This window comes from Microbispora sp. KK1-11, assembly GCF_006874435.1.
GTDB lineage: Bacteria > Actinomycetota > Actinomycetes > Streptosporangiales > Streptosporangiaceae > Microbispora > Microbispora catharanthi.
Window position 1 is genome coordinate 174,112 of sequence record NZ_VIRJ01000017.1, and the last position, 20,990, is coordinate 195,101.

Sequence of the window (20,990 nt, forward strand, 5' to 3'; positions counted from 1 at the left end):
ATCAGGAAAACCGGAGGAACCTCCGGTACGCCTGCAACTCTAATCGGAGGATCCTCCGGTTAGCAACTCGTGCTAGTGGAGGAGACGTGTCCACCCCCGCCCGACCGACCGGAGCCAAGCCGTTGCGCGCCGACGCCCGGCGCAACCGCGAGCGGTTGCTCGACGTCGCCGTGCGGGCGTTCTCCCAGGACGGGCCGGACGTCACGCTCGACGCGATCGCGAAGGAGGCGGGCGTCGGCATCGGCACGCTCTACCGCCACTTCCCCACCAGGGAGGCGCTGATCGAGGCGGCCTACCGCAACGAACTGGCGAAGCTGTGCGACGCGGCGGCCGAGCTCGCGGACGCGATGCCGCCCGACGTGGCGATGCGCACCTGGATGGATCGTTTCGTCGACTACCTGGCGACCAAGCGGGGCATGGCCGACGCGCTGCGCGCCGTGATCGCCTCCGGCGCGAACCCGTACGCGCACAGTCGCGACCGGCTGCTCGGCGCGATCGGCACGCTGCTCGACGCGGGCGGCAGGGCCGGGACGCTGCGGCGGGACGTGGCGGCCGAGGACGTGCTCACCGGCGTGAACGGCGTCTGCCTCGCCACCGGCGAGCCCGCGCAGCGCGAGCAGGCCGGGCGCCTGCTCGACCTGCTGATGGACGGCCTGCGCCACGGGGCGCCGGGCGCGCCTGCCTGAGGCGGCGCTCCGGTGGGTCCGCTCACACCCGGTGCCAGCGGGCCTCCGCGAAGCAGTAGACGGCGAACAGCACCAGGCCGAGGGCGACCACGACGAGCAGCCACGGGCCGGCCGGGGTGTCGGCGAGCGCCTTGAGCGCACCGTCGATGCCGGCCGCCTTGTCGGGGTCGTAGGTGAGGGCGGCCCGGCCGATCAGGACGCCCGCGGCCAGCGCGATGACGCCTCGGGCGATGTAGCCGGTCTTGCCGAGCTTGACGACGACGCCGTGGGCCCGGGGCTCGGTCACGTGCATGTCCTTCATGAACTTCTCGGTCCAGCCCTCGTAGATCCAGAAGACGCCGAGGGCGAGCACGCCGAGCGCCATCAGGCCGACCAGGAACTGGCCGCCGGGCAGCTCGAACAGCGCCTTGGTGGCGTCCTGCGACTGGCTGTCGGACGAGGAGGCGGCCTTGTTCCGCGTGAGCAGCGCCACCATCGAGAACACCAGGGCGGCGTAGACGACGGCCTTGGCCGCGGCCTCCACGCGCTCCTTGACCCCTGGCCGGCCCCAGACGGCCTCGGAGACCTGCCAGATCGCCAGCGCGGCGAGGCCGACGGCCATGATCCACAGCAGGAGGTCGCCCAGGGGCGCGTCGCGCACGATCTGGAGCGCGCTGCTCTTGTCGGCCTCCCCGCCGCCGCCGAATGCGATCTGCAGCGCGACCAGACCGATGATCGCGTACAGGACGCCGCGGGCGGCGAACCCGACCTTGGCGAGCTTCTCCAGGACAGGGTGGTCGGCCGCTCTGCGGGCCGTCCCCTCGAGACGGCGGCCGGCCTGATGCGCGGTCGTCATCGCGGACTCCTCTCCTCGGCGGATCGGTCCGTCTGCCGGACTGCTCGCCTACTGACCCGGACGAGGAGGATCAAACATCGGCCGGGTTCAGCCGGCCAGGCGCAGGGCCTCGGCGGCGACGGCGTGCCGGAGGTCGCGGATGCCGGGGCGGCCCCGCAGCGGGTGGACGTTGTTGGTGAGCAGCACGACGGTCAGCCGGTGGGCGGGATCGACGACCAGCGACGTGCCGGTGAAGCCCGAGTGGCCGAACGCGCCCGCGAGCGGCCCCACGATGGCCGGGTCGTCGATGCGCACGCCGAGCCCCTGCCGGAAGGCGGCTCCCGGCACGCCCTGGTCGCGCAGCATCTCGGCGGTCCAGGCGGGAGACAGGACCGGGCCGCCGCCGGTGCGCAGCGCCTCGCCGAAACGCACGAGGTCGGCGGCGGTGGAGAACAGCCCGGCGTGTCCGGCCACGCCGCCCAGCGCGTGGGCCGTCTCGTCGTGCACCTCGCCCCGCACGCAGGTGCCGCGCTTGAACTCGGTGGCGACGGCCAGGCCCGGCTCGACCGGCCCGTACGTCGTGGCGCCGAGCCCGAGCGGCCCGGTGACCCGCTCGCGCACGAGCACGTCCAGCGGCGCGCCGCCGGCGGCCTCCGCCACCCGCCCGGCCGTGATCATGCCGACGTCCGAGTACAGGTGCGTCCCGGGCGGCCCCTGCACCGGGGTGGACAGCACCAGGTCCCAGCGGGCGTCCTCCGGCTCCTTCTCCACCCGGCGGCTCGCGGGCAGGCCCGCCGAATGCGTCAGCAGGTGCCGCACGGTGATCTGGGGCCGGTCCCCGTAGAACCGGGGCAGCCGGACGGCCACCGGTTCGTCCAGGTCGAGCGCGCCCTCCTGGGCCAGTGAGACCAGCACCACGGCCGTGAACATCTTGGTCAGGGAGGCGATGTCGAAGAGCGCGTCCGTCGCCACGGCCGGCCGTTCCGCCAGCAGCCCCCCGGACGGGTCGGCGTACCGCACGGCCTCCCCCACGGCGGCCGCGGCGACCGTACGCCCGTCCACGGCGATCACGGCGACCGCCGCCGAGGCGACCTCGGGCACCGCGGCCCGCAGGACGTCTTCGAGCGCGGACACCCCGTCAGGCACTGTGCAGGGCCGCGCCGAGCCGGTTGCCGTGCGCCGCGAGCAGCGCCCGCGCGTCGTCGGCGCCCACGCCGCGCTCGATCATCACGACGGCCGTCTTCACGTCCCGTCCCGCGCTCTCCAGGACCTCCCGGGCTCGCAGCACCTGCATGCCGGTGATGTCGGAGACGATGCGGGCCGCCCGGTCGACGAGCTTGGAGTTGCTGGCCACGACGTCGACCATGAAGTTCCCGTACGTCCGGCCCGACCTGATCATCGTGATCGTGGAGATCATGTTGAGGACCAGCTTCTGGGCCGTGCCGGCCTTCAGCCGGGTCGAGCCGGTGACCACCTCGGGCCCCACGATGACCTCGATCGCGTGGTCGGCGGCCCGCGCGAGCGGGGTGCCGGTGTTGCAGGCCAGGCCCACGGTCAGCGCGCCGAGCCGCCGGGCCTGCTCGACCGCCGCGACGACGTACGGCGCGCGCCCGCTGGCGGAGATGCCCACGACGGAGTCGAGCGGGCCGACGTGCTTGCCGCGGATCACGGCGGCGCCCGCCTCGGCGTCGTCTTCGGCACCCTCGACGGAGCGCACCAGCGCGGCCTCGCCGCCCGCGATGATGCCCTGGACCAGGTCGGGGTGGGTGCCGAATGTCGGCGGGCACTCGGAGGCGTCGAGCACCGCGAGCCGCCCGGAGGTGCCCGCGCCCACGTAGAGGAGCCTGCCTCCGTCGGCCATCCGCGCCGCGATCGCGTCGACGGCCGCGGAGATCGCCGGGACGGCCCGGCCCACCGCCGCCGGGACGGCGGCGTCGGCCGCGTTCATGAGCCGCGCGATCTCCTCCGTCGGCAGCGTGTCGATCCCGCTGTAGCGGGGATCGCTCTGTTCGGTGGCCATAGTGGCGAGTGATTGCGTCATGGTCATGGTTCCTCGGCTTCGGAGTCTTCATGGATCGCGTGCGTACGGGGCTGGAGCTGCTGGTCAGCGCGCCGAAAGCCGGGTGGGAACGGGTGGGCCTCGTCACCAACCCCACCGGAGTCCTGCCCGATCTGACCGCCGCCGCACCGGCCCTGCTGGCCGCCGGGGTGCCCGTGACCACGTTGTTCAGCCCCGAGCACGGGCTGCGCGGCACGGCCCAGGCGGGCGGTGGCGAGGGCGACATCGTCGACCCGGTCACCGGCCTGCCCGTGCTCGACACCTACCGGCGGATCGGCGGCGACCTGGACGCGCTGGTCGCGTCGTCCGGGGTGGACGCGCTCGTCTTCGACGTGTGCGACGTGGGCGCGCGCTTCTACACCTACGTCTGGACGATGTACGACCTGATGGGCGCGGCGGCCCGGCTCGGGCTGCGGTTCACCGTGCTCGACCGGCCCAACCCGATCGGCGGGGCGGTGGCCGAGGGCCCGGTGCTCGACCCGGCCTACGCGAGCTTCGTCGGCCGCGCCGCCCTGCCCGTACGGCACGGCCTCACGCCGGGCGAGATCGCGCTGTCCGTCAACCGCGGGATCGGCGCCGAACTGGAGGTCGTGCCGATGGAGGGCTGGCGCAGGCAGTGGCACTTCGACCGCACCGAGCTGCCCTGGGTGATGCCGTCGGCCAACATGCCGACTCTCGACACCGCCCTGGTCTACCCCGGCACCGGTCTGCTCGAGGGGGTGAACGCCGCCGAGGGCCGCGGCACGACCCGGCCGTTCGAGCTGGTCGGCGCGCCGTACGCGGACGGCCGGTTCGCCGCCGCGCTGAACGACCTCGGCCTGCCCGGCGTGCGCTTCCGCGACACGTGGTTCACCCCGACCTTCGGCAGGCACGCGGGCGTCCTGGTGCGCGGCGCGCAACTGCACGTCACCGACCGGCACGCCTTCCTGCCGGTGCTGACCGGCGTGTCCGTCCTGCACGTGCTGCGCACCCTCTATCCGGACGGCTTCGCCTGCGAGCCGTTCCTCGACCTGCTGTGGGGCTCGGCCTCGCTGCGCGAGCACCTGGAGGCGGGCCGCGACCCCCGCGGGCTGTGCCCTCCGCCCGGCCCGCCCCACGGCGAACTGCTGTACGGCTGACATCAGTCCAGCGCGCGGCGGTAGAGCCAGAACACCCGTTCGGCGCGGGCGCCCACCGCCCGGGAGTAGAAGCGGAGCGGGCCCACCCAGCCGATCTGCGCCGACGTCTGCCCCGCCGCGGCCTGCTCGTCGAGGCAACGGCGCAGCAGCACCCGCCCCACGCCGAGCCCACGGGCGGCCTCGGCCGTGCCCATCGGGCCGAACCACAGCGGCCGGGCGCCCCAGGCGGCGAAGCCGAGGATCTCCCCGTCTCTCGCCGCCCCGTCGCGGAAGGCCCCGTCGCGATAGGCATAGTGCAGACCGGTCGCCTGCTCGGCCTCCCAGGCCCACTTGTCGTTCCACTGCTCGCGTACGAAGGCCGCGACCTCCGCTCGCTCCCCTGCCGGCACCGCCGCGACCGTCACGCCGGCCGCGGCGAGCTTGGCCAGGTCGGCCTCGTGCTCGGCTCCGTCGTAGCCGGCCGGCAGGTCGGCCGTCATGTTCCAGGCCACGCGGTACCGCTCGTACCCGAGGCGCTCGGCCAGGCAGGCGGCCGGGGTGTAGCGCACGTCGATGCCGGGCCAGGCGTAGCAGGGCGGGTTGCCGGCGAACCTCGCCTCGGCCGCGCCGTGCGCGCGCATCCACTCCTCGGCCGCGCCGACCAGTGCCCGCCCGATCCCCCGGCCCCGGGCGGCGGGGTCCACGGCGATCAGGTCGATGTGACCGGCGCCGTCCGCGCCGATCGAGGTGAACACCATGCCGTCCCGGTCCGGCGTGGCCAGGACCGTCCACGTCCGCTCCCGCGGCGGGTCGGCCAGCCGCCGTACGACCAGCGCGGCGTCCTCGGCGTCGGCCCACAGCGCGGCGGCGGCGAGGCGCTCCAGCGTCCCGTCCGCCTCGACCGGAAGGATGTCCGTCACTGGCCCACCCCCACCGGGATCACGCTGCGCCGCCTGGGGTGGAAGCAGGCGTGCTCCTGCTCGGTCTCCTGTTCGGGCCCGCCGTCGCGGCCCAGCACGGGCATCTCGTTCTCGCAGCGCTCGGTGCTGAACGGGCAGCGCCGGGCGAACAGGCAGCCGCCGTCGAGCTCTCCCTCACGCTGCATCTCCCTCGGCACGACCCGCTCGGCGCCCGGCCGTTCCAGGCCGTGCAGCACCGGGATCGCCGACAGCAGCGACTGGGTGTACGGGTGGACCGGGTCGGCGATGATCTTCTCGGTGGCGCCCCGCTCGACGACCTGGCCTCGGTAGAGCACGTACAGCTCGCCGTCGTCGCCGATGTAGCGGGCGGTGGCGATGTCGTGGGTGATGAACAGCACGCCCACGCCGAGGCGCTCACGCAGGTCCTTCAGCAGGGCGAGGATGCCCAGGCGCAGCGACACGTCGATCATCGAGACGGCCTCGTCGGCGACGAGCACCTCGGGGTCCATGGTGAGCGCGCGGGCGATCACCACGCGCTGGCGCATGCCGCCCGACAGCTGGTGGGGGTAGCGCGGGAGCACGTAGCCGGGATCGATGCCGACCATCGCCAGCAGCTCCGCGGCCCGTCCGTCGATCCAGGACCTCGGACGGCCCGTCTGCCGGGCGCGCAGCCGCAGCGGCGCCTCCAGCGTCTGGTGGATCGTCCGGGTGGGGTTGAGCGCCGAGTAGGGGTCCTGGTGGATGAGCTGGATCCGGCGGAAGTACGGCTGCCGCCTGCGGTGGCTCAGCGTGGACATCGGCACGCCGTCGATGACGATCTCGCCGGCGTCGTGGGTCTCCAGTCCGGCGATGATCCGGCCGAGGGTGGTCTTGCCGCTGCCCGACTCGCCGATGAACGAGACGGCGCCGCCCTTCGGAATGGCGAAGTCCACGCCGCGCAGCGCGGGCACCTCGCGGGCGCCGAGCACGCCGCCGCGCTGTTTGAAGATCTTGGTGATGCCGGTCCCCGTGATCACACGAGCTCCTTCCGCTTGACCAGGGTGAGGTGGCGGTCGGTCGCGTGGCAGGCGACCATACGGCCGTCCCGGTTGACGGCCATGGGGTCGTCGGTCTCGCACACCTCCATGCGCCGCTCGCAGCGCTCGCGGAACACGCAGCCCTGCTTCGGCAGCGTCCCGAGCGTCGGCGGGCGTCCCGGCAGCGCCCGGGCCAGCGACAGGTCGCCGGACAGGCGCGGGATCGCCCTGATCAGGCCCTGTGTGTACGGGTGCCGGGCGTCGCCGAGCACCTCGGTCACGGGGCCGTGCTCGACCACCCGGCCTCCGTACATGACGGCGAGGCTGTCGGCGACCTCGGCGACCGCGCCGACGTCGTGGGTGATGACGAGCGTGGTGAGCGCCCGCTCCTTGTGGACCTCGCGGATGATCCGCAGGATCGTGGCCTGCGTGATCATGTCGAGGGCGGTGGTCGGCTCGTCCAGAACGACGACCTTGGCGTTCAGGACGAGCGCGAGCATGATGCCGACCCGCTGGCGCATGCCGCCGGACAGCTCGTGCTGGTAGGAGTCGAGCACCCGGGCGCCGTCCATGCCCATGCGGGCCAGCAGGTCCTTGGCGTCGCGCACCAGCCCCCGCAGGTCCTCCACGTCGTGGGACCGGCCGAGGTCGAGCAGCTGCTTGCCGATGGTCTTCAGCGGGTTCAGCGAGTTCTGCGCGGCCTGGAAGACGTACCCGACCTGGCGGCCGCGGGCGCGGCGCAGGTCCTCGCCCCGCAGCCTCACCACGTCGCCGAGGCCGTCGATCTCGACGCTGCCCGCCGCGATCCTGCCGGGCGGCTGGACGGCGTTGAGCAGCGACAGCGCGAGCGTCGACTTGCCCGAGCCCGACTCGCCGACCACGCCGGTGATCGTGCCGGGGGCGAGGGTGAGGTCGACGCCGCGTACGGCGGGCAGCTCGCCCGCGGGGGTCTTGTAGACGACCGTGAGGTCCCGGATGCGGACCCCCGGTGCTTCCATGTCACGTGCTGCCATGTGGGGTGCGGCCGTGTGAGCGGTCATAGGGGCTACTCCTCCCGCAGGCGCGGATTGAAGATCTCGTCCATCGCGTCCACGATCAGCACGATGCCCAGGGTGAGCAACAGGATCGCGATCAGCGGGGCCAGCAGGTACGGCAGCGCGGCGGGAGTGGTGAGCGCCCCGCCGTTGAACACCGCGAGGTTCAGCATCACGCCCCAGTTGTTCGACTCGAACGGCAGCACGCCGAGGAAGAACAGGCCCACCTGGGCGTACACCGCGCCGGTGACGGCGATGAGCATGTTCATCGCGATGTAGGGCGCCATGCTCGGCAGCAGTTCGCGGCCGATGATGTGCCGGGTGGGCAGGCCGAGGCCGCGGGCGGCCTCGATGAAGCCGCGTTCGCGCAGCGACAGCGTCTGCGACCGCACGGCGCGGGCGATGCCGCCCCAGCCGAGCACCCCGAGCACCAGGCCCATCTCCAGCGGGCTCTCGAACTTCCACACCGTGGACAGCACGAGCAGCAGCGGCAGGCCGGGGATCGCGAGGTTCATGTCGGTCAGCCGCATCAGCAGCGTGTCCCACCGGCCGCGGTGGAAGCCGGCGACCAGCCCGATGAGCGTGCCGAGCGCGACCGTGATGACGGCCGTGGCCAGGCCGGTGAGCAGCACGTAGCGTGCGCCGGTGACGACCAGCGCGAGCACGTCGGTGCCCTCGAAGTCGGTGCCGAAGGGGTGGGCCAGGCTCGGCGGCGCGTACAGCGCGTTGTCGTCGCGCGGCAGCTGCGCGGGGTAGAGCAGCGGCCCGGCCACGCCCATGACCGCGAACAGGACGACGATGACCACCCCGGCCATGCGGCTGGGCTTGCGCCGCAGCACCCGCCACACCCCGCGCCAGAAGTTGCGCCGCAGCGTGGCCCGCGTCGTCCCGGCCGGCACGGCCTCGGGACTGATCGCCCCCTCCGGGTTGACGATGACGGTCATGCCGCGCCTCCGCTCCTGACCCGCGGGTCGATCACCGTGTACAGCAGGTCGGCGGCGATGTTGGCGACGACGATGCCCACCGTGATCACCAGGAACGTGCCGCCCATCAGCGCGTAGTCGCGGCTGCTGATGCTGTTGACGAGCAGCAGGCCGAGGCCCGGGTAGTTGAAGATCTCCTCGATGAAGATCGAGCCGCCGAACAGCATGCCGATCGACAGGGCGAGGATCGTGAACAGCGGCAGGATCGCGTTGCGCGCGAGATACCGGAACACGAAGCCGCGCCGCAGGCCGCGCAGTTCGGCCGCGAGGATGAAGTCGTCGCCGAGCACGGCGACCACGTTCGACTTCATCGCGAGGATCCACCCGCCGTAGCTGGCCAGCGTGTACGTGACGACCGGCAGCACGGCGTGGTGCACCAGCGAGCCGATGTAGCCGGCGTTGAAGCCGGGGACGAACTCGACGTCCACCGGCCCGCCCGACGGCATGATCGGCCACAGCGTGGCGAAGATCGCGGTGAGCAGCAGGCCGATGACGTACACCGGCACGCCGTGCAGCAGCGAGCCGGACAGCGCGAGCGCGTCGCCCAGCTTGCCCGACCGCTTGATCGCGGCGTAGACGCCCATGGTGACGCCGAGCAGGAAGCTCAGCAGCGTGCCGGCGAGGACCGGCAGCACGGTCCACCGGGCCGCGTGCCCGATGAGCGTGGTCACCTCCACGCCGGGCGTGCTGAGCGAACGCCCGAGGTCGAGGTGGAGCAGCGAGCCCATGTAGCCGACGTACTGCTGCCACAGGTTGCCGGTGGGCAGGAAGCCGTACAGGACGGCGGTGGCCCGCTCGGCCTGCTCGGGCGACATGCCCTTCTGGATCAGGCTCTCGTACTGCCCGAGCACGGGATTGCCGGGGATCTCCCGGATGATGACGAAGCTGATCGTGGCGACGACCCAGATCATCGCCAGGCCGCGGACCAGGTGGCCGCCGATCTTCCTGGCGATGGCGCCCAGCCGGGGACGCCCCGGAACGGCGTGCGTCATGCCTGCCCCTTCTCCGCTTTCCTGATCATCCCGAGCTGCATCCACACCCCGGACGACAGCCGCAGGGACTCGTCGTCGTCGGGCGGGAAGGCGGTGTACCGGGAGGTGTTCACGAACTGGGTGTTCACGTAGTCCCAGAGCTGGACGACCGGAAGCTGCTCGTTGGCGACCTTGGCCAGGACGCCGACGACGCGCTGCTGCTCGTCGTGGGACGCGAAGTTCAGCCTGCTGGTCAGCTCGCCCGGGTCGACCGTGCCGGCGGCGCCGGCGTCGACCTTCTCCTGGCCGCCCATCCAGTTGCCCTCGGTGCCCGGCGCGACGTGCCGCAGCCGGCCGCCGAACATCTGCCAGCCGTTCGCCTGCCCGAACAGCCGCTGGAAGATGTTGTACGGCGAGGGGCCGAGGCCGATCAGCCAGAACCCGAGGTCGTACTTGCCGTCGGCCAGCTCACCGAGATAGAGCGTGTAGTCGGCGGCGGTGACCACGCTCGCGTCGATGCCGTGGTCGCTGAGCTGGCTGCTGATCGACTTGGCCGCGGCGACCCAGTCGGAGAACGACGCGGGCACGTGGATGCGGACCTTCCACGGGCTGCCGTCCGGCAGGGTCCAGTGGCCGCCCCGCTTGGTCATGCCGGCCGCCCTCAGCTCGGCGTCGGCCTTGGCGGGGTTCACGCGGTACTGCTCAAGGGTGTCGAACGCGTCGCCCAGCCAGGCCCGGGCCGCCTTGGCGTGGATGCCCGAGGTGGTGGCGGCGGGCGTGCCGCCCTCCGGAGAGGCGATCTTCGTGACCTGGGCGCGGTCGATCAGATAGGCCATCGCCCGCCGCACGTGCACGTTGTCGTACGGCTTGTGCGACTGGTTGAACGCGAGGGAGACCGCCACGGGCGAGTAGCCCCTGACCACCTCGCTGCCCTTCGCGCCGCGGATCCGGTTCATGACGGCGGTGGGCACGGAGGTGAAGGGGGCGTTGTCCAGCCGGCCGGCGATCAGGTAGTTCCAGATCTGCTCGTTGCCGGTGTAGTTCAGGATCTTCACCTTGTCCGGCGCGATGTTCTGCCGGGCGTAGAAATAGGGGTTGCGGTTGAGCAGCGCCGCGCCCGGGTTCACCCGCTCCAGCACGAACGGCCCTGCGGACACGTCGTGGCCGGGGTTGAAGGCGATGACCTTCTCCGCCAGCCCGGTGATCTGGTTCTTCGCCTTCTCGGCCGCCGCGCCCTGGCCGTGCTGGGCGACCTTGAGCGTCTGCCAGAAGTCCGCGGGCAGCAGCTTCCCGAAGACGTGCGCGGGCACGACCACGGTCGACAGCAGGTTGGCGAGGAACGTCGAGCTGCGGTTGGCGCCCTGCGTCACCCTGATCGTCTTGGGGTCGACGACCTGGATGTCGGCGGCGGCGCCCGCCGCCTTCGGGTCCAGTGCGTACGCGGTGCCGCCCTGGGTATAGGCGAGACCGATCGAGACGCGCACGTCCTCACTGGTCACCGGCGTGCCGTCGGACCACCTGGCGTTCGGCTGCAGGTGGATGACGACCTCCGACCGGTCCGGGGACATGCTCCAGCTCCTGGCGATGGCCGGGTAGAACTGGTTGGGATCGGTGGCGTCGTTCTTGGGCCACGCCAGCGCCATGCCGTTGTATCCCGAGAAGACCGATCCGACGGGGTTGAACGGGTTGATCGGCGCGCTCGCGTTGATCTGCTTGCTGCCGTCGATCGTGGTGTACACGCCGCCGCCCTGCTGGGCGGTGTCCGTCGTCCCGGTAGTGCCGCAGGCGGTGGCTGTGACGATCGACGCCAGAGCCACGATCGCCGCGAGTCGCTTCATGGGCTGCTCCTGGTTCCCGATTGCCTGGACAATACGGGCGCTCTCGCGATGCCGTCAATTTTTTCCACGGGTAGACGTGTCGATGGAGTTAATTTTTACCCGAGCCCGCTACCTGCGAAGACTTCTCGGGCGAGAGCGTGGTGAACCCTAGACGCCGCCGGTGAGCCACCGGGCCGCCGCCCGTGCGGAGGCCGTGGAGTTGCCGTGGGTGGCGAGGTACAGCCGCCCCGCGGGCGGCCCCGGCACCCCCGTCTCGACCACGACCGCGTCCGGGCGGGCCCGCAGCGCCTCGTCGAGGAGCCGCCGCATCCAGGCGTGCCGTACGGCGTCGTGGACGGCGATCACGAGCGGGCGCCCCGCCTCGCTCAGATCCGGCAGGTGCCCGTCGTCGTCCACATCGGCCGTCGCCGTTCCGGGCAGGATCTCCTCGATCGCCTGACCGAGTTTCAGCGGGGTCGCGCGGCCGACGGCCTGGCTGGGCCGCGCCGCCAGGTGCACCACCAGCGGCGCCTTCGTCAGCGGCGCCGCCGCCTGCTCCGCCGGGGTCGCGCGCAGGGCGGCCGTCGCCGCCGCCAGGCCGAGGCCCTCGTCGGCGTCGCGGGCCACCGCGGCCCTGGCCCCGGCCCGCGCGTCGTACCACGCGGCCAGGTCCCGCACCCGGCCCGCCGCCTCGGCCAGGCGCTCCTCAGCCAGCCGTCCCTCGCGGACCGCGCCGGCGATCGCGTCGCGCAGCGCGTAGACGCTCTCCCCCCTGGCCGAGGACACGCCGACGCAGATCGCGTCGGCCCCGGCGGCCAGCGCGCGGACCGCGATCTCGCCGGGCTCGTGCAGGGCGGCGACCGCGCGCATCTCGATCGCGTCGGTCACCACGAGCCCGTCGAACCCCAGCTCCTCGCGCAGCAGGCCGGTCAGCACCGCACGGCTCAGCGTCGCGGGGAGCGCGTCGACGGCGGGGACGAGCAGGTGACCGCACATCACGGCGCGCACGCCCGCCGCGATGGCGGCCCGGAACGGCGGCAGGTCGCGCCGTTCTATCACCTCGCGGGAGGCCCGTACGGCGGGCAGCGCCAGGTGGGAGTCGGTCACGGTGTCCCCGTGGCCGGGGAAGTGCTTGGCGCAGGCGGCCACCCCCGCGCTCTGCAGCCCCTCGATCCACGCGGCGCCGTGGCGGCCGACCTCCTGAGGGTCGGAGCCGAAGGAACGCACGCCGATGACGGGGTTGCGGGGGTCGGCGTTGACGTCCACCACAGGGGCGTAGTCGAGGGTGACGCCGGCGGAGGCGACCATCCGGCCGATCTGCCGCGCCACCCGGCGGGTCAGCGACTCGTCGCCGGCGACGCCCAGCGCCAGGTTGCCCGGCCACGAGCTGCCGCCGGCGGCCTCCAGCCGGGTGACGGCGCCGCCCTCCTCGTCCACGGCGACGACCACCTCCGGCCGTTCCCGGCGCAGCTCGGCGACCAGGGCGGCCGTCCCGTCGAGACCGTCGGCGTCGCGGATGACGTTGCGTGCGACGTTGCGGGCGAACAGGACCACGCCGCCCAGGCCCTCGCCGAGCGCCCGCCGCAGCCAGGCGGGCGGCTCCGTGCCCTCGAAACCGGGCTGGAGCACGGCCATCGCCATCCGGTCCAGCTCGCCGCCGCTCAGCCCCATGCGCCCCCCTGCTCGATCAGCACGCGGTGCGCCTCGGCGGCACGCGGGTCGCCGGGCAGGGCGGCCCGCACCGCGAGCGCGGCGGCGCCCGCCGCGTTGTCCCCGGCGCGCACCAGCACGGCCCGCCTGCCCAGCTCGGCCCGGACCAGATGGGCGAGCTCGGTCGGCTCGGTCAGCAGCGACCCCGCGAGCACCAGCGGCCCCGCACCGCCCCACGCCTTGGCTCCCCGTTCGCGGGCGCCCTCGCCCACGACGACCGCTGCCGTGCGGCACAGCCTGCGGGCCGCCTCCGCGACGATGCCGCGCGCCACCTCGTCGCCCTCGCGTGCGGCGGCGTCCACCACGGGCGCGAGCGTGCCGAGCCAGGCGGGCCCCGACTCCGCGACCCGCGCGTACACGGCCGCGATCAGGGCCTGGGCGAGCGCGGGCCCGTCGTCCTCGCCGGCCGCCCCCGGTCCCAGGACGGCCTCGGCCACCCGGGCGACCAGCACCGTGGGCGCGCCCCGGCCGTCGATCGCGTTCAGCGCGGCGGCGGCGGCCCGGCGGCCCAGCCACACGCCCGAGCCCTCGTCGCCCAGGAGCCAGCCCAGGCCGTCGGCCCGCCGTACGATGCGGCGGTCGTGGACGCGGGCGCCGATCGCGCCGGTGCCGGCGACCAGGACCGCACCGTCCGGCCGATCGGTGGCGCCGGTGAAGGCGACGAGCACGTCGGCGACCACCGCAGGGCGCCCGGCGAGCCCGGCCTCCCGCCAGGCCCGCTCGGCGGGCTCCGCGGCGCGGGCGGCTCCGGCCAGGCCGAACACACCGCCGGCGACCCGTGCGGGGTCAAGGCCCTCCAGCGCGCCGAGCAGCGCGGCGCGCAGGTTGGCGGCCGGGTCGGGGACCGAGATCGCGTTGGCGCCGCCGGCCCGTCCCCGCCCGGCGATCTCGCCCGACTCGGTGACCACGACGCAGCGCGTGCTGGTGCCTCCCCCGTCCACGCCGACGAACAGAGCCCCCACGGCCGCTCCTTTGTAGATACCTTCCATCAACCTACAAGGCGATGGAAATCTTCTACAACGGCCACCGGCCGGACGGGATGCCCGACTATTTCCTGCTGTCGGTCAGATCGACGAGTGCGGTGGCCGCCCGGAAGAACTTGTTGCGTCCGAGGTCCCCGACGGTCTTGATGTGAAAGGCCTTATTCAACAGCTCCGCGTCCTCCGCGCTCACCCCGGCAAGCGCGTCCACCGGCGCCTTGATGATCTCGTCCAGGGTCTTGTCCTCATACTCGCGGTCGAGCAGCTTCGCCAGGTCCGCCGATACAGCCATGGTTCCCCCCATCGGATACGCCCCCAATACCTCTTGAAGTGCCCAAACGGCCCATTTCCTATGCCGCTCGGGCGACCGCTCGGCAGGCTAGGCGGCGGAGATCCGCGGTGCCCCGGCCAGAACGGGACGGACGCGCCGGTCACCTCGATGCGGCCGCCGTCGAGGCGCCCTTCGAGTGCCGCGCCGGCGAGGATGTCGACCCACAGCAGGCGGTCCCCCGCGGCGTCCCACACCGGCCCTTCGGCCGGCAGGAACGTCTCGGTGGTCGCGGGGACCGGGGGTTGGTCATCGTGGTTCTCCCAGGTCGCCGAGCAGGGCACGGATGTCCTCGACCGCGTCGACCAACGCCTGCAGGGGGGTTCGATAGGTCAGGCCGCTGACGCTCAGCGCGCCCGAGGGAAGGGCGGGCGAGGTCGCGTAGACCGGGAGGGCGACGCAGTTGATGCCCACCTCGTTTTCCTGGTCGTCGACGGAGTAGCCCTGCGCGCGGATCGCCCGCAGTTCCTCGTGCAGCTCCTCGGCCGTGCACCGGGTGTGCGGGGTGCGGCGCACCAGCGGCGCGTCGCCGACCCATTCGGCGACGGCTTCTGGGGTGTCCAGCTGGTAGGCCAGCAGCAGCTTGCCGACGGCGGTGGCGTGCGCGGGGTTGCGGCCGCCGATCGTGGAGGTCAGCCGGACGGCGCCGGTGGGCGGGTCCACCTAGGCCCGGTAGACGACCTCGCGGCCGTCGAGCACCGCGTAGTGCGCGGTCTCGCCGAACCGCGCGGCCAGCGTCTCCAGCAACGGCCGGATGCGCACGTGCTCGGGGCGCGCCTCGTGGTGGGCGAAGGCCATCCGCAGGAACTCGTCACCCAGCATGTAGTGGCCGCGGGCGTCCTGGTCGGCCAGTCCGGCCCGGCGCAGCGCGCCCAGCGCGCGGTGCACGGTCGGCTTGGGGCTGCCGATGGCCCGGGTCAGCTCGTCCAGTCCGACGCCGTCCGGATAGCGTGACAGCTCCTTGAGGACGGCGAGGACGCGGTCGGAGCCCACCAAGCGGCCGCCGTCGGCCGGGGGTGTCACTTAGCGCGGGCCCACGACGTGCTGCCGCTGGGTGCCGAGGCCGGCGATGCCGAGCTCCATCACGTCACCCGGCCGCAGCCAGATCTGCGGGTCGTGGCCCATGCCGACGCCTGGCGGGGTGCCGGTGTTGATCAGGTCGCCGGGTTCCAGCACCATGAACTGGCTCAGATGGTGCACGATGAAGTACGGGTCGAAGATCATCGTCTTGGTGTTGCCGGTCTGCCGCCGCACGCCGTTGACGTCCAGCCACATGTCCAGGTCGTTGACGTCGGCGATCTCGTCGGGGGTGACCAGCCACGGCCCGGCCGGGTTGAAGGTCTCGGCGGACTTGCCCTTGGCCCACTGGCCGCCGCGCTCCATCTGGAAGGCGCGCTCGCTGACGTCGTTGACCACGCAGTAGCCGGCGATCACGTCGGCGGCGTCCTCCACCGCGTCCAAATAGGACGTGCGCTTGCCGATGACGATGCCCAGCTCGACCTCCCAGTCGGTCTTCGTGGACCCGCGCGGGATGCGCACGTCGTCGTCCGGGCCGATGAGGGTGTTGGGCGACTTCGTGAACAGGATCGGCTCGTCGGGCACGGCCTGGCCGGTCTCGGCGGCGTGGTCGCTGTAGTTCAGGCCGATGCACAGGATCTGGTGCGGGCGGGCGATCGGGGCGCCGATCCGCTCACCGGCGAACGCGCCGGTCTGCCCGGCCGCTATCCGCTCGGCGACCGGCCCGGAGAGCAGGGCGGTGCCGCCGGCGGCGAAGAACTTCTCGTCGAAGTCGGCGGTCAGGTCGGAGACGTCGATGTAGCGGGTGTCGTCGACGCGGACGACCGGCTTCTCGGCGCCGGGGGCGCCGATGCGCATGAGGTACAACGCTTCTTCTTCCGGGGTCGGGGCGGGGCGGAGGGCACCCTGCGGGGCACGGGGACACCGGCGCGCGACACGCGTCCCTCGATGCCGATCACATTTCGAATATAAGACCATTATTCCGGCTTACGAAATAGCTCCTTATCCCCCCGCAGCAGCGCGACGTACGACGTCGGCGGCCGCTTCGCCGGCCTGTCTCCGGCTGACGCCGGGAGATGCGACACGCGTCCCGGACCGGAGACCGGGCACCCGGCATGCGATATTGGCTGTGCCATGCCGGTGACATCGCCTCTCCGCCTCGCCCGAGCCGCCGCGTTCACCGCGGTGTGCCTCGGCCTGGGCATGGTGGCGCACCTGTTCAGCGGCGGCGTGGTCGCCCCCGGCGCGCTGGCGCTGGGCCTGCCGGCGGTCTTCGCCGCCGCGCTGCCCCTGTCCGGCAGGGAACGGACGCTGCGCGCGATCCTGCCCCTGCTCGCGGCCCTGCAGGTCGCACTGCACGTGCTGTTCGCCCTGTCGTCCCCGTCGTCGTCCGCCTCGCATGTCCTGGCCGGGCATGCCATGGCCGGGCACGCGCACGCCGGGCCGGGCTTCGGAATGCTGGTCGGCCACGGCTGGGCGGTGGTGCTGACGGCGCTGTGGCTGGCCAGGGGCGAGGCCGCCCTGTGGGCGCTGCTGCGGCGGCTCGCCGTACGGCTCACGCGGATCGCGGCCGATCCGGCGCCGCCGGTGTTCACGCCGCCGGCGTCGCCGCATCCGGACGAGCCGCGCCTGCCGCGCTCCTTCGCGCCGCGTCACTGCGTCACCCGGCGCGGCCCGCCACGCCTTCTCCAGCCGTCCGTCTGAGACGGCCTCCTCACCCGCTCCCGGCCGCGTACGGCCCCGGGAGCGTCGTCAATGCTCTTTTCCGGCGGAGCATGCCCGCGCGCATGCCCCGATCTTCGGCCGTGGCGGCCGGTCGCGCCGCGCTGCCCCGCATCGCCGGAGACGGCCCGCAGGGTCTGCCTCGCATGCCAGGGAACGCCGCCCGCATGCCCGCCGGACGACCGAGAGAAGGCTTTCGCATGACCATCACGACCGTTAACCGCGTGCTCCCTGCGGCGCTGGCCGCACTCCTGGCCGCCGGGGCCTGTGCCGCACCGACCGGCACTTCGACCGGCCCTGCGACCGGCACTCTGGCCGGCACCACCGCCACTGCCTCGCCGGCCGCGGCGCAGTCCTCCGCCTCCCCGGCCGCCGCCCCGCTGTCGATCAGCGACCCGTGGGTGAAGACGGCCCACTCCGGCATGAGCGCCGCCTTCGCCACGCTCGTCAACACCACCGGCGAGGCGGTGACCGTCGTCGCGGCGCGCACTCCCGTCTCCCCGAACGTTGAGCTGCACGAGGTCGTCGGAGACGGCGGCACCACGACCATGCGCCGCAAGCAGGGCGGGTTCGTGATCCCCGCCGGCGGCCGGCACGTGCTCCAGCCCGGCGGCGATCACATCATGCTCATGGACGTGCGCACGGCCGTCGAGCCGGGCGCGGAGGTGCCCTTCACGCTCACCCTGCAGGACGGCAGGACGGTGTCCTTCACCGCGGTGGCCAAGGACTTCGCCGGCGCCAACGAGTCCTACGCCCCTCATGAGTGAGAGCGGGCACCCGGCGGGACGGCGGCTGACCCGGCGCGGCCTGCTCGCGGGAGGGGCCGTCGCCGCCGCGGCTGCGGCCTGCGCCCCGGCCTCCGCCGTACCGGACACGGCAGGGCGCGCATCGGCCGGGCCGGCGCCCCTCCCCGGCGGTGACGCCGTCGAACCCTTCCACGGCGTCCATCAGGCCGGCGTCGCGACGTCTCCGCAGACGTTCGCGGTGTTCGCCGGGTTCGACCTGCGGCCGGGGACCGACCGTGCCGCGCTCGCACGCCTGATGCGGCTGCTGACCGACGACGCGCGGCGGCTCACCCGGGGCGAGCCCGCCCTCGCCGACACCGACGCCGAGCTCGCGCTCCTGCCCGCGCGGCTCACCGTCACCTTCGGGTTCGGCGCCGGGCTGTTCGAGGCGGCGGGGGCCGGGCATCTCGCGCCACGGCCGCTGCCGGCGTTCAAGGTCGACGCCCTCCAGCCCCGCTGGAGCGGCGGCGACCTGCTGGTCCAGGTGTGCGCGGACGACCGCGTCACGCTGGCGCACGCGCTGCGCGTGCTCGTCAGGGACGCCCGCTCCTTCGCCACCGTGCGCTGGACCCAGCACGGGTTCCGGCAGAGCCCGCAGGTGCGCGCGCCGGGGACGACCCAGCGCAACCTGATGGGCCAGCTCGACGGCACCGTCAACCCCCGGCCGGGGTCGGCGGACTTCGAGCGGGCCGTGTGGGTGCGCGACGGGTGGCTGCGCGGCGGCACCACGCTGGTGCTCCGCCGCATCCGGATGGACCTGGAGAAATGGGACGCCGCGGATCGGGCGGCCAAGGAGTTCAGCGTCGGGCGGCGGCTGGACACCGGTGCGCCGCTGACCGGCCGGGCCGAGACCGACGAGCCCGACTTCGCCGCGCTCGGCCCGTCGGGCCTGCCGGTGATCTCCGAGTACGCGCACATCCGCAGGGCCCGGGTGGCCGATCCGGGCATGCGCATCCTGCGGCGGGCCTACAACTACGAGGACGGCCTCAGCCGGGAGGGACGGCCGGACTCCGGCCTGGTGTTCGCGTCCTACCAGGCCGACGTGGCGCGGCAGTTCGTCCCGATCCAGCGGCGGCTCGCGGAGGTCGACCTGCTGAACCAGTGGATCACTCCCATCGGGTCGGCCGTCTTCGCCGTACCGCCCGGGTGCTCCCCCGGCGGATGGATGGGCGAGACCCTCCTATCCTGACCCGCCATACCTTCCGATGGGCTCGGACCCTCCGTCAGCGGAGGGAGCCCCTTCCCGGCCGTGACCTGGAAGGGGCTCCCGATGGAGGCAGGGCGGCTCAGCCGCGGGAACGGCGCAGGGCGGTGATGCCCGCCCCGGCCCCCACCAGGCCGGCGACGAGACCGAGGCCGCCGAGCACCAGGGCCGGGGTGGTGTCCCCGCCCTCGTCCCCGCCCTCGTCGCCGTCGTCGCTCGCCGCGGCCGCCACCGTGGGGGCGGCGGCGGGCGAGGCGGAGGCGGCGCCGTGCTGGTCGTCCTCCCCCTCCTCGGCGGCGACGAGCTTGAGCGTCGGCGCGGGGTGTTCCGCCTCGGACCCGTCGGCCTTCGGCGCGTCCGCCCACTTGACGACCTCACCGTTGGAGTAGGTCTGCGCCGTGGGGAACTCGAGCGCGTCCACGTTCTTCGGCAGCGGGCCGACCGACGCCTCGAACTCCTGGAACTGGCCGGACTCGATCTTCCCGCCGGACCAGGTGATCTTCAGCACCGATTCGGTGATCTTGTCGCCGTCGTCCGAGACGACTGGCTGGGGCAGCTTGCCCCGGGTGAGCTTGACGTCCCAGCCGGGAACGGGGCGGACCGAGACGAACGGCAGCGGGTGGTCGGTGGGGAACTCGACCTCCACCTTGGTGGTCGAGGCGTTGTCGCGCTCGTTGGGGACCCGGAAGGCGATCTTCGTCCAGGAGCCCTGCACGGCGGTGCCGGGGTTGACGGTGACGTGGGCGAGGGCGGGCACGGCGAGACCGATGGTGAGCGCGAGGGCACCGGCGGTGACGGTGGCCGCACGACGGACGTACGAGGTCATGGGGGTTCTCCAGTCGTCTGCGAGATTTCGGAGGCGCGCGAGCATGGCCCTGTGGGGACAGGCAGGTCCCGTGGGGAGATACGCGCAGCTCGCGTGTGAAGCTCAGAAGACCAGGAGAACCGGCGGCCCGCGGCGGACGACCGCGTGCCGCAGCACGCCCGCGGTGCGCGGGGCGCGCTCGGAGTTCGGCGCCGCGCGCCGGCGTGGACGTCCGGTGCCGGCGAGATCGGCCTCTCGCAGCGCCAGCAGCGCACGCATCAGCACGGCCACCGCCCGCAGGCAGCGGACCACCTTGGCGCCGATCGCGCGCAGCACGGACCACAGGGCCTCCTCGCCGCGCGACAGCCACAATCCGGTGAGCGTCGCCGCGGTGAGGTGGGCGGTGATCATGCCGGTCTGCGCGCTCAGGCCGCCGTGCCAGGTGGGGTGCGACGCCGCGGCGGACCCCGTGACGTCGAGGAGGCAGTGCAGGAACACCTGGGCGCCGGCCAGCAGACCGACGATCGCCTGGGGCGACCGTTCCCGGCCCGCCGCGCCGGCCGCGCCGGCCGTCACCGTGAGCACGCCCGTGAGGAGCGCGGCGGGCGTCGGCCCGCCTCCGCCGGCGAACCGGTGCGCGCCGACGGCGAGGAGCACGCAGACGGCGGAGAAGGCGGCCGACCGCGCGAGCCTGAAGGAGAGCGTGGCGCGCATGACGCCGGGATTGTCTCACACCCCGGCGATCTCGGCCGGTCCGCCGCCGATCTTCCACGGGACCGCAGAAGGCGCGCCGTGACGGCATCGGCCCTGGGAAGGGGCCACCCCGCGCCGCGGCCTGCCGCTGCCGCGCACGGCCCTCGCCGGGACGGATCGTGCCGTCCCGGCGAAGGGCGGGCGCAGTGAGGTCAGACGCGGGTCCAGCGCTGGTTGGCCTGGCCGTTGCAGGTCCAGATGATGGCCTTGGTGCCGTTGGCGGTGCCCGCGTTGTAGGCGTCCAGGCACTTGTTCGAGCCGACGGCGGTGATGGTGCCGTCGGAGTTGA

23 protein-coding genes are annotated in these 20,990 nt (G+C 73.3%); 5 read left to right on the top strand and 18 right to left on the bottom strand.

Annotated features, from left to right (window positions below; genetic code table 11):
- Nucleotides 1–86: 86 nt before the first annotated feature.
- Nucleotides 87–686: a TetR/AcrR family transcriptional regulator gene (locus tag FLW16_RS24225; RefSeq protein ID WP_142562402.1), complete on the top strand. Its 600-nt coding sequence runs from the start codon at nucleotides 87–89 to the stop codon at nucleotides 684–686.
- Between the two features lie 22 nt (nucleotides 687–708).
- On the opposite strand, the gene FLW16_RS24230 is transcribed toward FLW16_RS24225, so the two are convergent.
- The 3 genes from FLW16_RS24230 to murQ all read right to left on the bottom strand — a co-directional run bounded on the left by FLW16_RS24230 (nucleotide 709) and on the right by murQ (nucleotide 3,541).
- Complete coding sequence (locus tag FLW16_RS24230; RefSeq protein ID WP_142562403.1) at nucleotides 709–1,521, bottom strand: DUF1206 domain-containing protein; 813 nt, start codon at nucleotides 1,519–1,521, stop codon at nucleotides 709–711.
- A gap of 87 nt (nucleotides 1,522–1,608) precedes the next feature.
- Nucleotides 1,609–2,634, bottom strand: a complete 1,026-nt coding sequence (locus tag FLW16_RS24235; protein ID WP_142562404.1) for a serine hydrolase — start codon at nucleotides 2,632–2,634, stop codon at nucleotides 1,609–1,611.
- Nucleotides 2,635–2,638: 4 nt separating this feature from the next.
- Nucleotides 2,639–3,541, bottom strand: coding sequence for an N-acetylmuramic acid 6-phosphate etherase (murQ, locus tag FLW16_RS24240; protein WP_142562405.1), 903 nt, complete (start codon nucleotides 3,539–3,541; stop codon nucleotides 2,639–2,641).
- Nucleotides 3,542–3,570: 29 nt separating this feature from the next.
- Between murQ and FLW16_RS24245 the strand changes: the two genes are divergently transcribed.
- Entirely contained in the window at nucleotides 3,571–4,677 is a 1,107-nt protein-coding gene (locus tag FLW16_RS24245) for an exo-beta-N-acetylmuramidase NamZ domain-containing protein (protein ID WP_142562406.1), read from the top strand.
- 2 nt (nucleotides 4,678–4,679) lie between these two features.
- On the opposite strand, the gene FLW16_RS24250 is transcribed toward FLW16_RS24245, so the two are convergent.
- The 12 genes from FLW16_RS24250 to FLW16_RS24305 all read right to left on the bottom strand — a co-directional run bounded on the left by FLW16_RS24250 (nucleotide 4,680) and on the right by FLW16_RS24305 (nucleotide 16,299).
- Nucleotides 4,680–5,576 (bottom strand): GNAT family N-acetyltransferase, encoded by an 897-nt coding sequence (locus tag FLW16_RS24250; protein WP_142562407.1) that lies wholly within the window; start codon nucleotides 5,574–5,576, stop codon nucleotides 4,680–4,682.
- Complete coding sequence (locus FLW16_RS24255; protein WP_142562408.1) at nucleotides 5,573–6,592, bottom strand: ABC transporter ATP-binding protein; 1,020 nt, start codon at nucleotides 6,590–6,592, stop codon at nucleotides 5,573–5,575. The genes FLW16_RS24250 and FLW16_RS24255 overlap by 4 nt, the downstream gene beginning before the upstream one ends.
- Nucleotides 6,589–7,632, bottom strand: a complete 1,044-nt coding sequence (locus tag FLW16_RS24260; RefSeq protein ID WP_260615523.1) for an ABC transporter ATP-binding protein — start codon at nucleotides 7,630–7,632, stop codon at nucleotides 6,589–6,591. The genes FLW16_RS24255 and FLW16_RS24260 overlap by 4 nt, the downstream gene beginning before the upstream one ends.
- A 5-nt stretch (nucleotides 7,633–7,637) precedes the next feature.
- Nucleotides 7,638–8,570 carry an ABC transporter permease gene (locus tag FLW16_RS24265; RefSeq protein ID WP_142562409.1) on the bottom strand — a complete coding sequence of 311 codons (933 nt, stop codon included), beginning with the start codon at nucleotides 8,568–8,570 and terminating at the stop codon, nucleotides 7,638–7,640.
- Nucleotides 8,567–9,601, bottom strand: coding sequence for an ABC transporter permease (locus FLW16_RS24270; RefSeq protein ID WP_142562410.1), 1,035 nt, complete (start codon nucleotides 9,599–9,601; stop codon nucleotides 8,567–8,569). Before FLW16_RS24270 ends, FLW16_RS24265 begins: the two co-directional genes overlap by 4 nt.
- Nucleotides 9,598–11,418: an ABC transporter substrate-binding protein gene (locus FLW16_RS24275; RefSeq protein WP_142562411.1), complete on the bottom strand. Its 1,821-nt coding sequence runs from the start codon at nucleotides 11,416–11,418 to the stop codon at nucleotides 9,598–9,600. The genes FLW16_RS24270 and FLW16_RS24275 overlap by 4 nt, the downstream gene beginning before the upstream one ends.
- 147 nt (nucleotides 11,419–11,565) lie before the next feature.
- The gene (locus tag FLW16_RS24280; RefSeq protein WP_142562412.1) at nucleotides 11,566–13,068 is read right to left on the bottom strand and encodes a glycoside hydrolase family 3 protein; all 1,503 of its coding nucleotides are present in this window, start codon (nucleotides 13,066–13,068) and stop codon (nucleotides 11,566–11,568) included.
- Nucleotides 13,059–14,069, bottom strand: a complete 1,011-nt coding sequence (locus FLW16_RS24285; RefSeq protein ID WP_142562413.1) for an N-acetylglucosamine kinase — start codon at nucleotides 14,067–14,069, stop codon at nucleotides 13,059–13,061. Before FLW16_RS24285 ends, FLW16_RS24280 begins: the two co-directional genes overlap by 10 nt.
- 85 nt (nucleotides 14,070–14,154) lie before the next feature.
- Nucleotides 14,155–14,379 (bottom strand): hypothetical protein, encoded by a 225-nt coding sequence (locus tag FLW16_RS24290; protein ID WP_142562414.1) that lies wholly within the window; start codon nucleotides 14,377–14,379, stop codon nucleotides 14,155–14,157.
- A 285-nt stretch (nucleotides 14,380–14,664) separates the two neighbouring features.
- The gene (locus tag FLW16_RS45325) at nucleotides 14,665–15,078 is read right to left on the bottom strand and encodes an IclR family transcriptional regulator (RefSeq protein WP_260615524.1); all 414 of its coding nucleotides are present in this window, start codon (nucleotides 15,076–15,078) and stop codon (nucleotides 14,665–14,667) included.
- On the bottom strand, nucleotides 15,079–15,408 hold the full coding sequence (locus FLW16_RS45330) for a helix-turn-helix domain-containing protein (protein ID WP_260615527.1): 330 nt from the start codon (nucleotides 15,406–15,408) through the stop codon (nucleotides 15,079–15,081). It abuts the gene before it with no gap.
- A 30-nt stretch (nucleotides 15,409–15,438) separates the two neighbouring features.
- On the bottom strand, nucleotides 15,439–16,299 hold the full coding sequence (locus FLW16_RS24305) for a fumarylacetoacetate hydrolase family protein (protein ID WP_142562415.1): 861 nt from the start codon (nucleotides 16,297–16,299) through the stop codon (nucleotides 15,439–15,441).
- Between the two features lie 273 nt (nucleotides 16,300–16,572).
- Between FLW16_RS24305 and FLW16_RS24310 the strand changes: the two genes are divergently transcribed.
- The 3 genes from FLW16_RS24310 (at nucleotide 16,573) to FLW16_RS24320 (ending at nucleotide 19,128) form a co-directional block, all read left to right on the top strand.
- Complete coding sequence (locus FLW16_RS24310; protein WP_185949567.1) at nucleotides 16,573–17,136, top strand: MFS transporter; 564 nt, start codon at nucleotides 16,573–16,575, stop codon at nucleotides 17,134–17,136.
- Between the two features lie 218 nt (nucleotides 17,137–17,354).
- Nucleotides 17,355–17,921 carry a copper chaperone PCu(A)C gene (locus FLW16_RS24315; protein WP_142562417.1) on the top strand — a complete coding sequence of 189 codons (567 nt, stop codon included), beginning with the start codon at nucleotides 17,355–17,357 and terminating at the stop codon, nucleotides 17,919–17,921.
- Nucleotides 17,914–19,128, top strand: coding sequence for a Dyp-type peroxidase (locus FLW16_RS24320; protein WP_142562418.1), 1,215 nt, complete (start codon nucleotides 17,914–17,916; stop codon nucleotides 19,126–19,128). Before FLW16_RS24315 ends, FLW16_RS24320 begins: the two co-directional genes overlap by 8 nt.
- Before the next feature lie 97 nt (nucleotides 19,129–19,225).
- Here FLW16_RS24320 and FLW16_RS24325 read toward each other — a convergent pair whose 3' ends face one another.
- The 3 genes from FLW16_RS24325 to FLW16_RS24335 form a co-directional block, all read right to left on the bottom strand.
- On the bottom strand, nucleotides 19,226–19,969 hold the full coding sequence (locus tag FLW16_RS24325; RefSeq protein ID WP_142562419.1) for a YcnI family protein: 744 nt from the start codon (nucleotides 19,967–19,969) through the stop codon (nucleotides 19,226–19,228).
- 102 nt (nucleotides 19,970–20,071) lie between these two features.
- The gene (locus FLW16_RS24330) at nucleotides 20,072–20,662 is read right to left on the bottom strand and encodes an MFS transporter (protein WP_142562420.1); all 591 of its coding nucleotides are present in this window, start codon (nucleotides 20,660–20,662) and stop codon (nucleotides 20,072–20,074) included.
- 191 nt (nucleotides 20,663–20,853) lie between these two features.
- Complete coding sequence (locus tag FLW16_RS24335) at nucleotides 20,854–20,973, bottom strand: RICIN domain-containing protein (protein ID WP_260615528.1); 120 nt, start codon at nucleotides 20,971–20,973, stop codon at nucleotides 20,854–20,856.
- Nucleotides 20,974–20,990 lie beyond the last annotated feature (17 nt).

Coding starts and splice junctions, on each gene's coding strand:
- FLW16_RS24330 (WP_142562420.1), bottom strand. CDS start 20,662: ATGCGCGCCACGCTCTCCTTCAGGCTCGCGCGGTCGGCCGCCTTCTCC.
- FLW16_RS24320 (WP_142562418.1), top strand. CDS start 17,914: ATGAGTGAGAGCGGGCACCCGGCGGGACGGCGGCTGACCCGGCGCGGC.
- FLW16_RS24245 (WP_142562406.1), top strand. CDS start 3,571: ATGGATCGCGTGCGTACGGGGCTGGAGCTGCTGGTCAGCGCGCCGAAA.
- FLW16_RS24265 (WP_142562409.1), bottom strand. CDS start 8,570: ATGACCGTCATCGTCAACCCGGAGGGGGCGATCAGTCCCGAGGCCGTG.
- FLW16_RS24315 (WP_142562417.1), top strand. CDS start 17,355: ATGACCATCACGACCGTTAACCGCGTGCTCCCTGCGGCGCTGGCCGCA.
- FLW16_RS24270 (WP_142562410.1), bottom strand. CDS start 9,601: ATGACGCACGCCGTTCCGGGGCGTCCCCGGCTGGGCGCCATCGCCAGG.
- FLW16_RS24260 (WP_260615523.1), bottom strand. CDS start 7,632: ATGACCGCTCACACGGCCGCACCCCACATGGCAGCACGTGACATGGAA.
- FLW16_RS24275 (WP_142562411.1), bottom strand. CDS start 11,418: ATGAAGCGACTCGCGGCGATCGTGGCTCTGGCGTCGATCGTCACAGCC.
- FLW16_RS24280 (WP_142562412.1), bottom strand. CDS start 13,068: ATGGGGCTGAGCGGCGGCGAGCTGGACCGGATGGCGATGGCCGTGCTC.
- murQ (WP_142562405.1), bottom strand. CDS start 3,541: ATGACGCAATCACTCGCCACTATGGCCACCGAACAGAGCGATCCCCGC.
- FLW16_RS24325 (WP_142562419.1), bottom strand. CDS start 19,969: ATGACCTCGTACGTCCGTCGTGCGGCCACCGTCACCGCCGGTGCCCTC.
- FLW16_RS24230 (WP_142562403.1), bottom strand. CDS start 1,521: ATGACGACCGCGCATCAGGCCGGCCGCCGTCTCGAGGGGACGGCCCGC.
- FLW16_RS24290 (WP_142562414.1), bottom strand. CDS start 14,379: ATGGCTGTATCGGCGGACCTGGCGAAGCTGCTCGACCGCGAGTATGAG.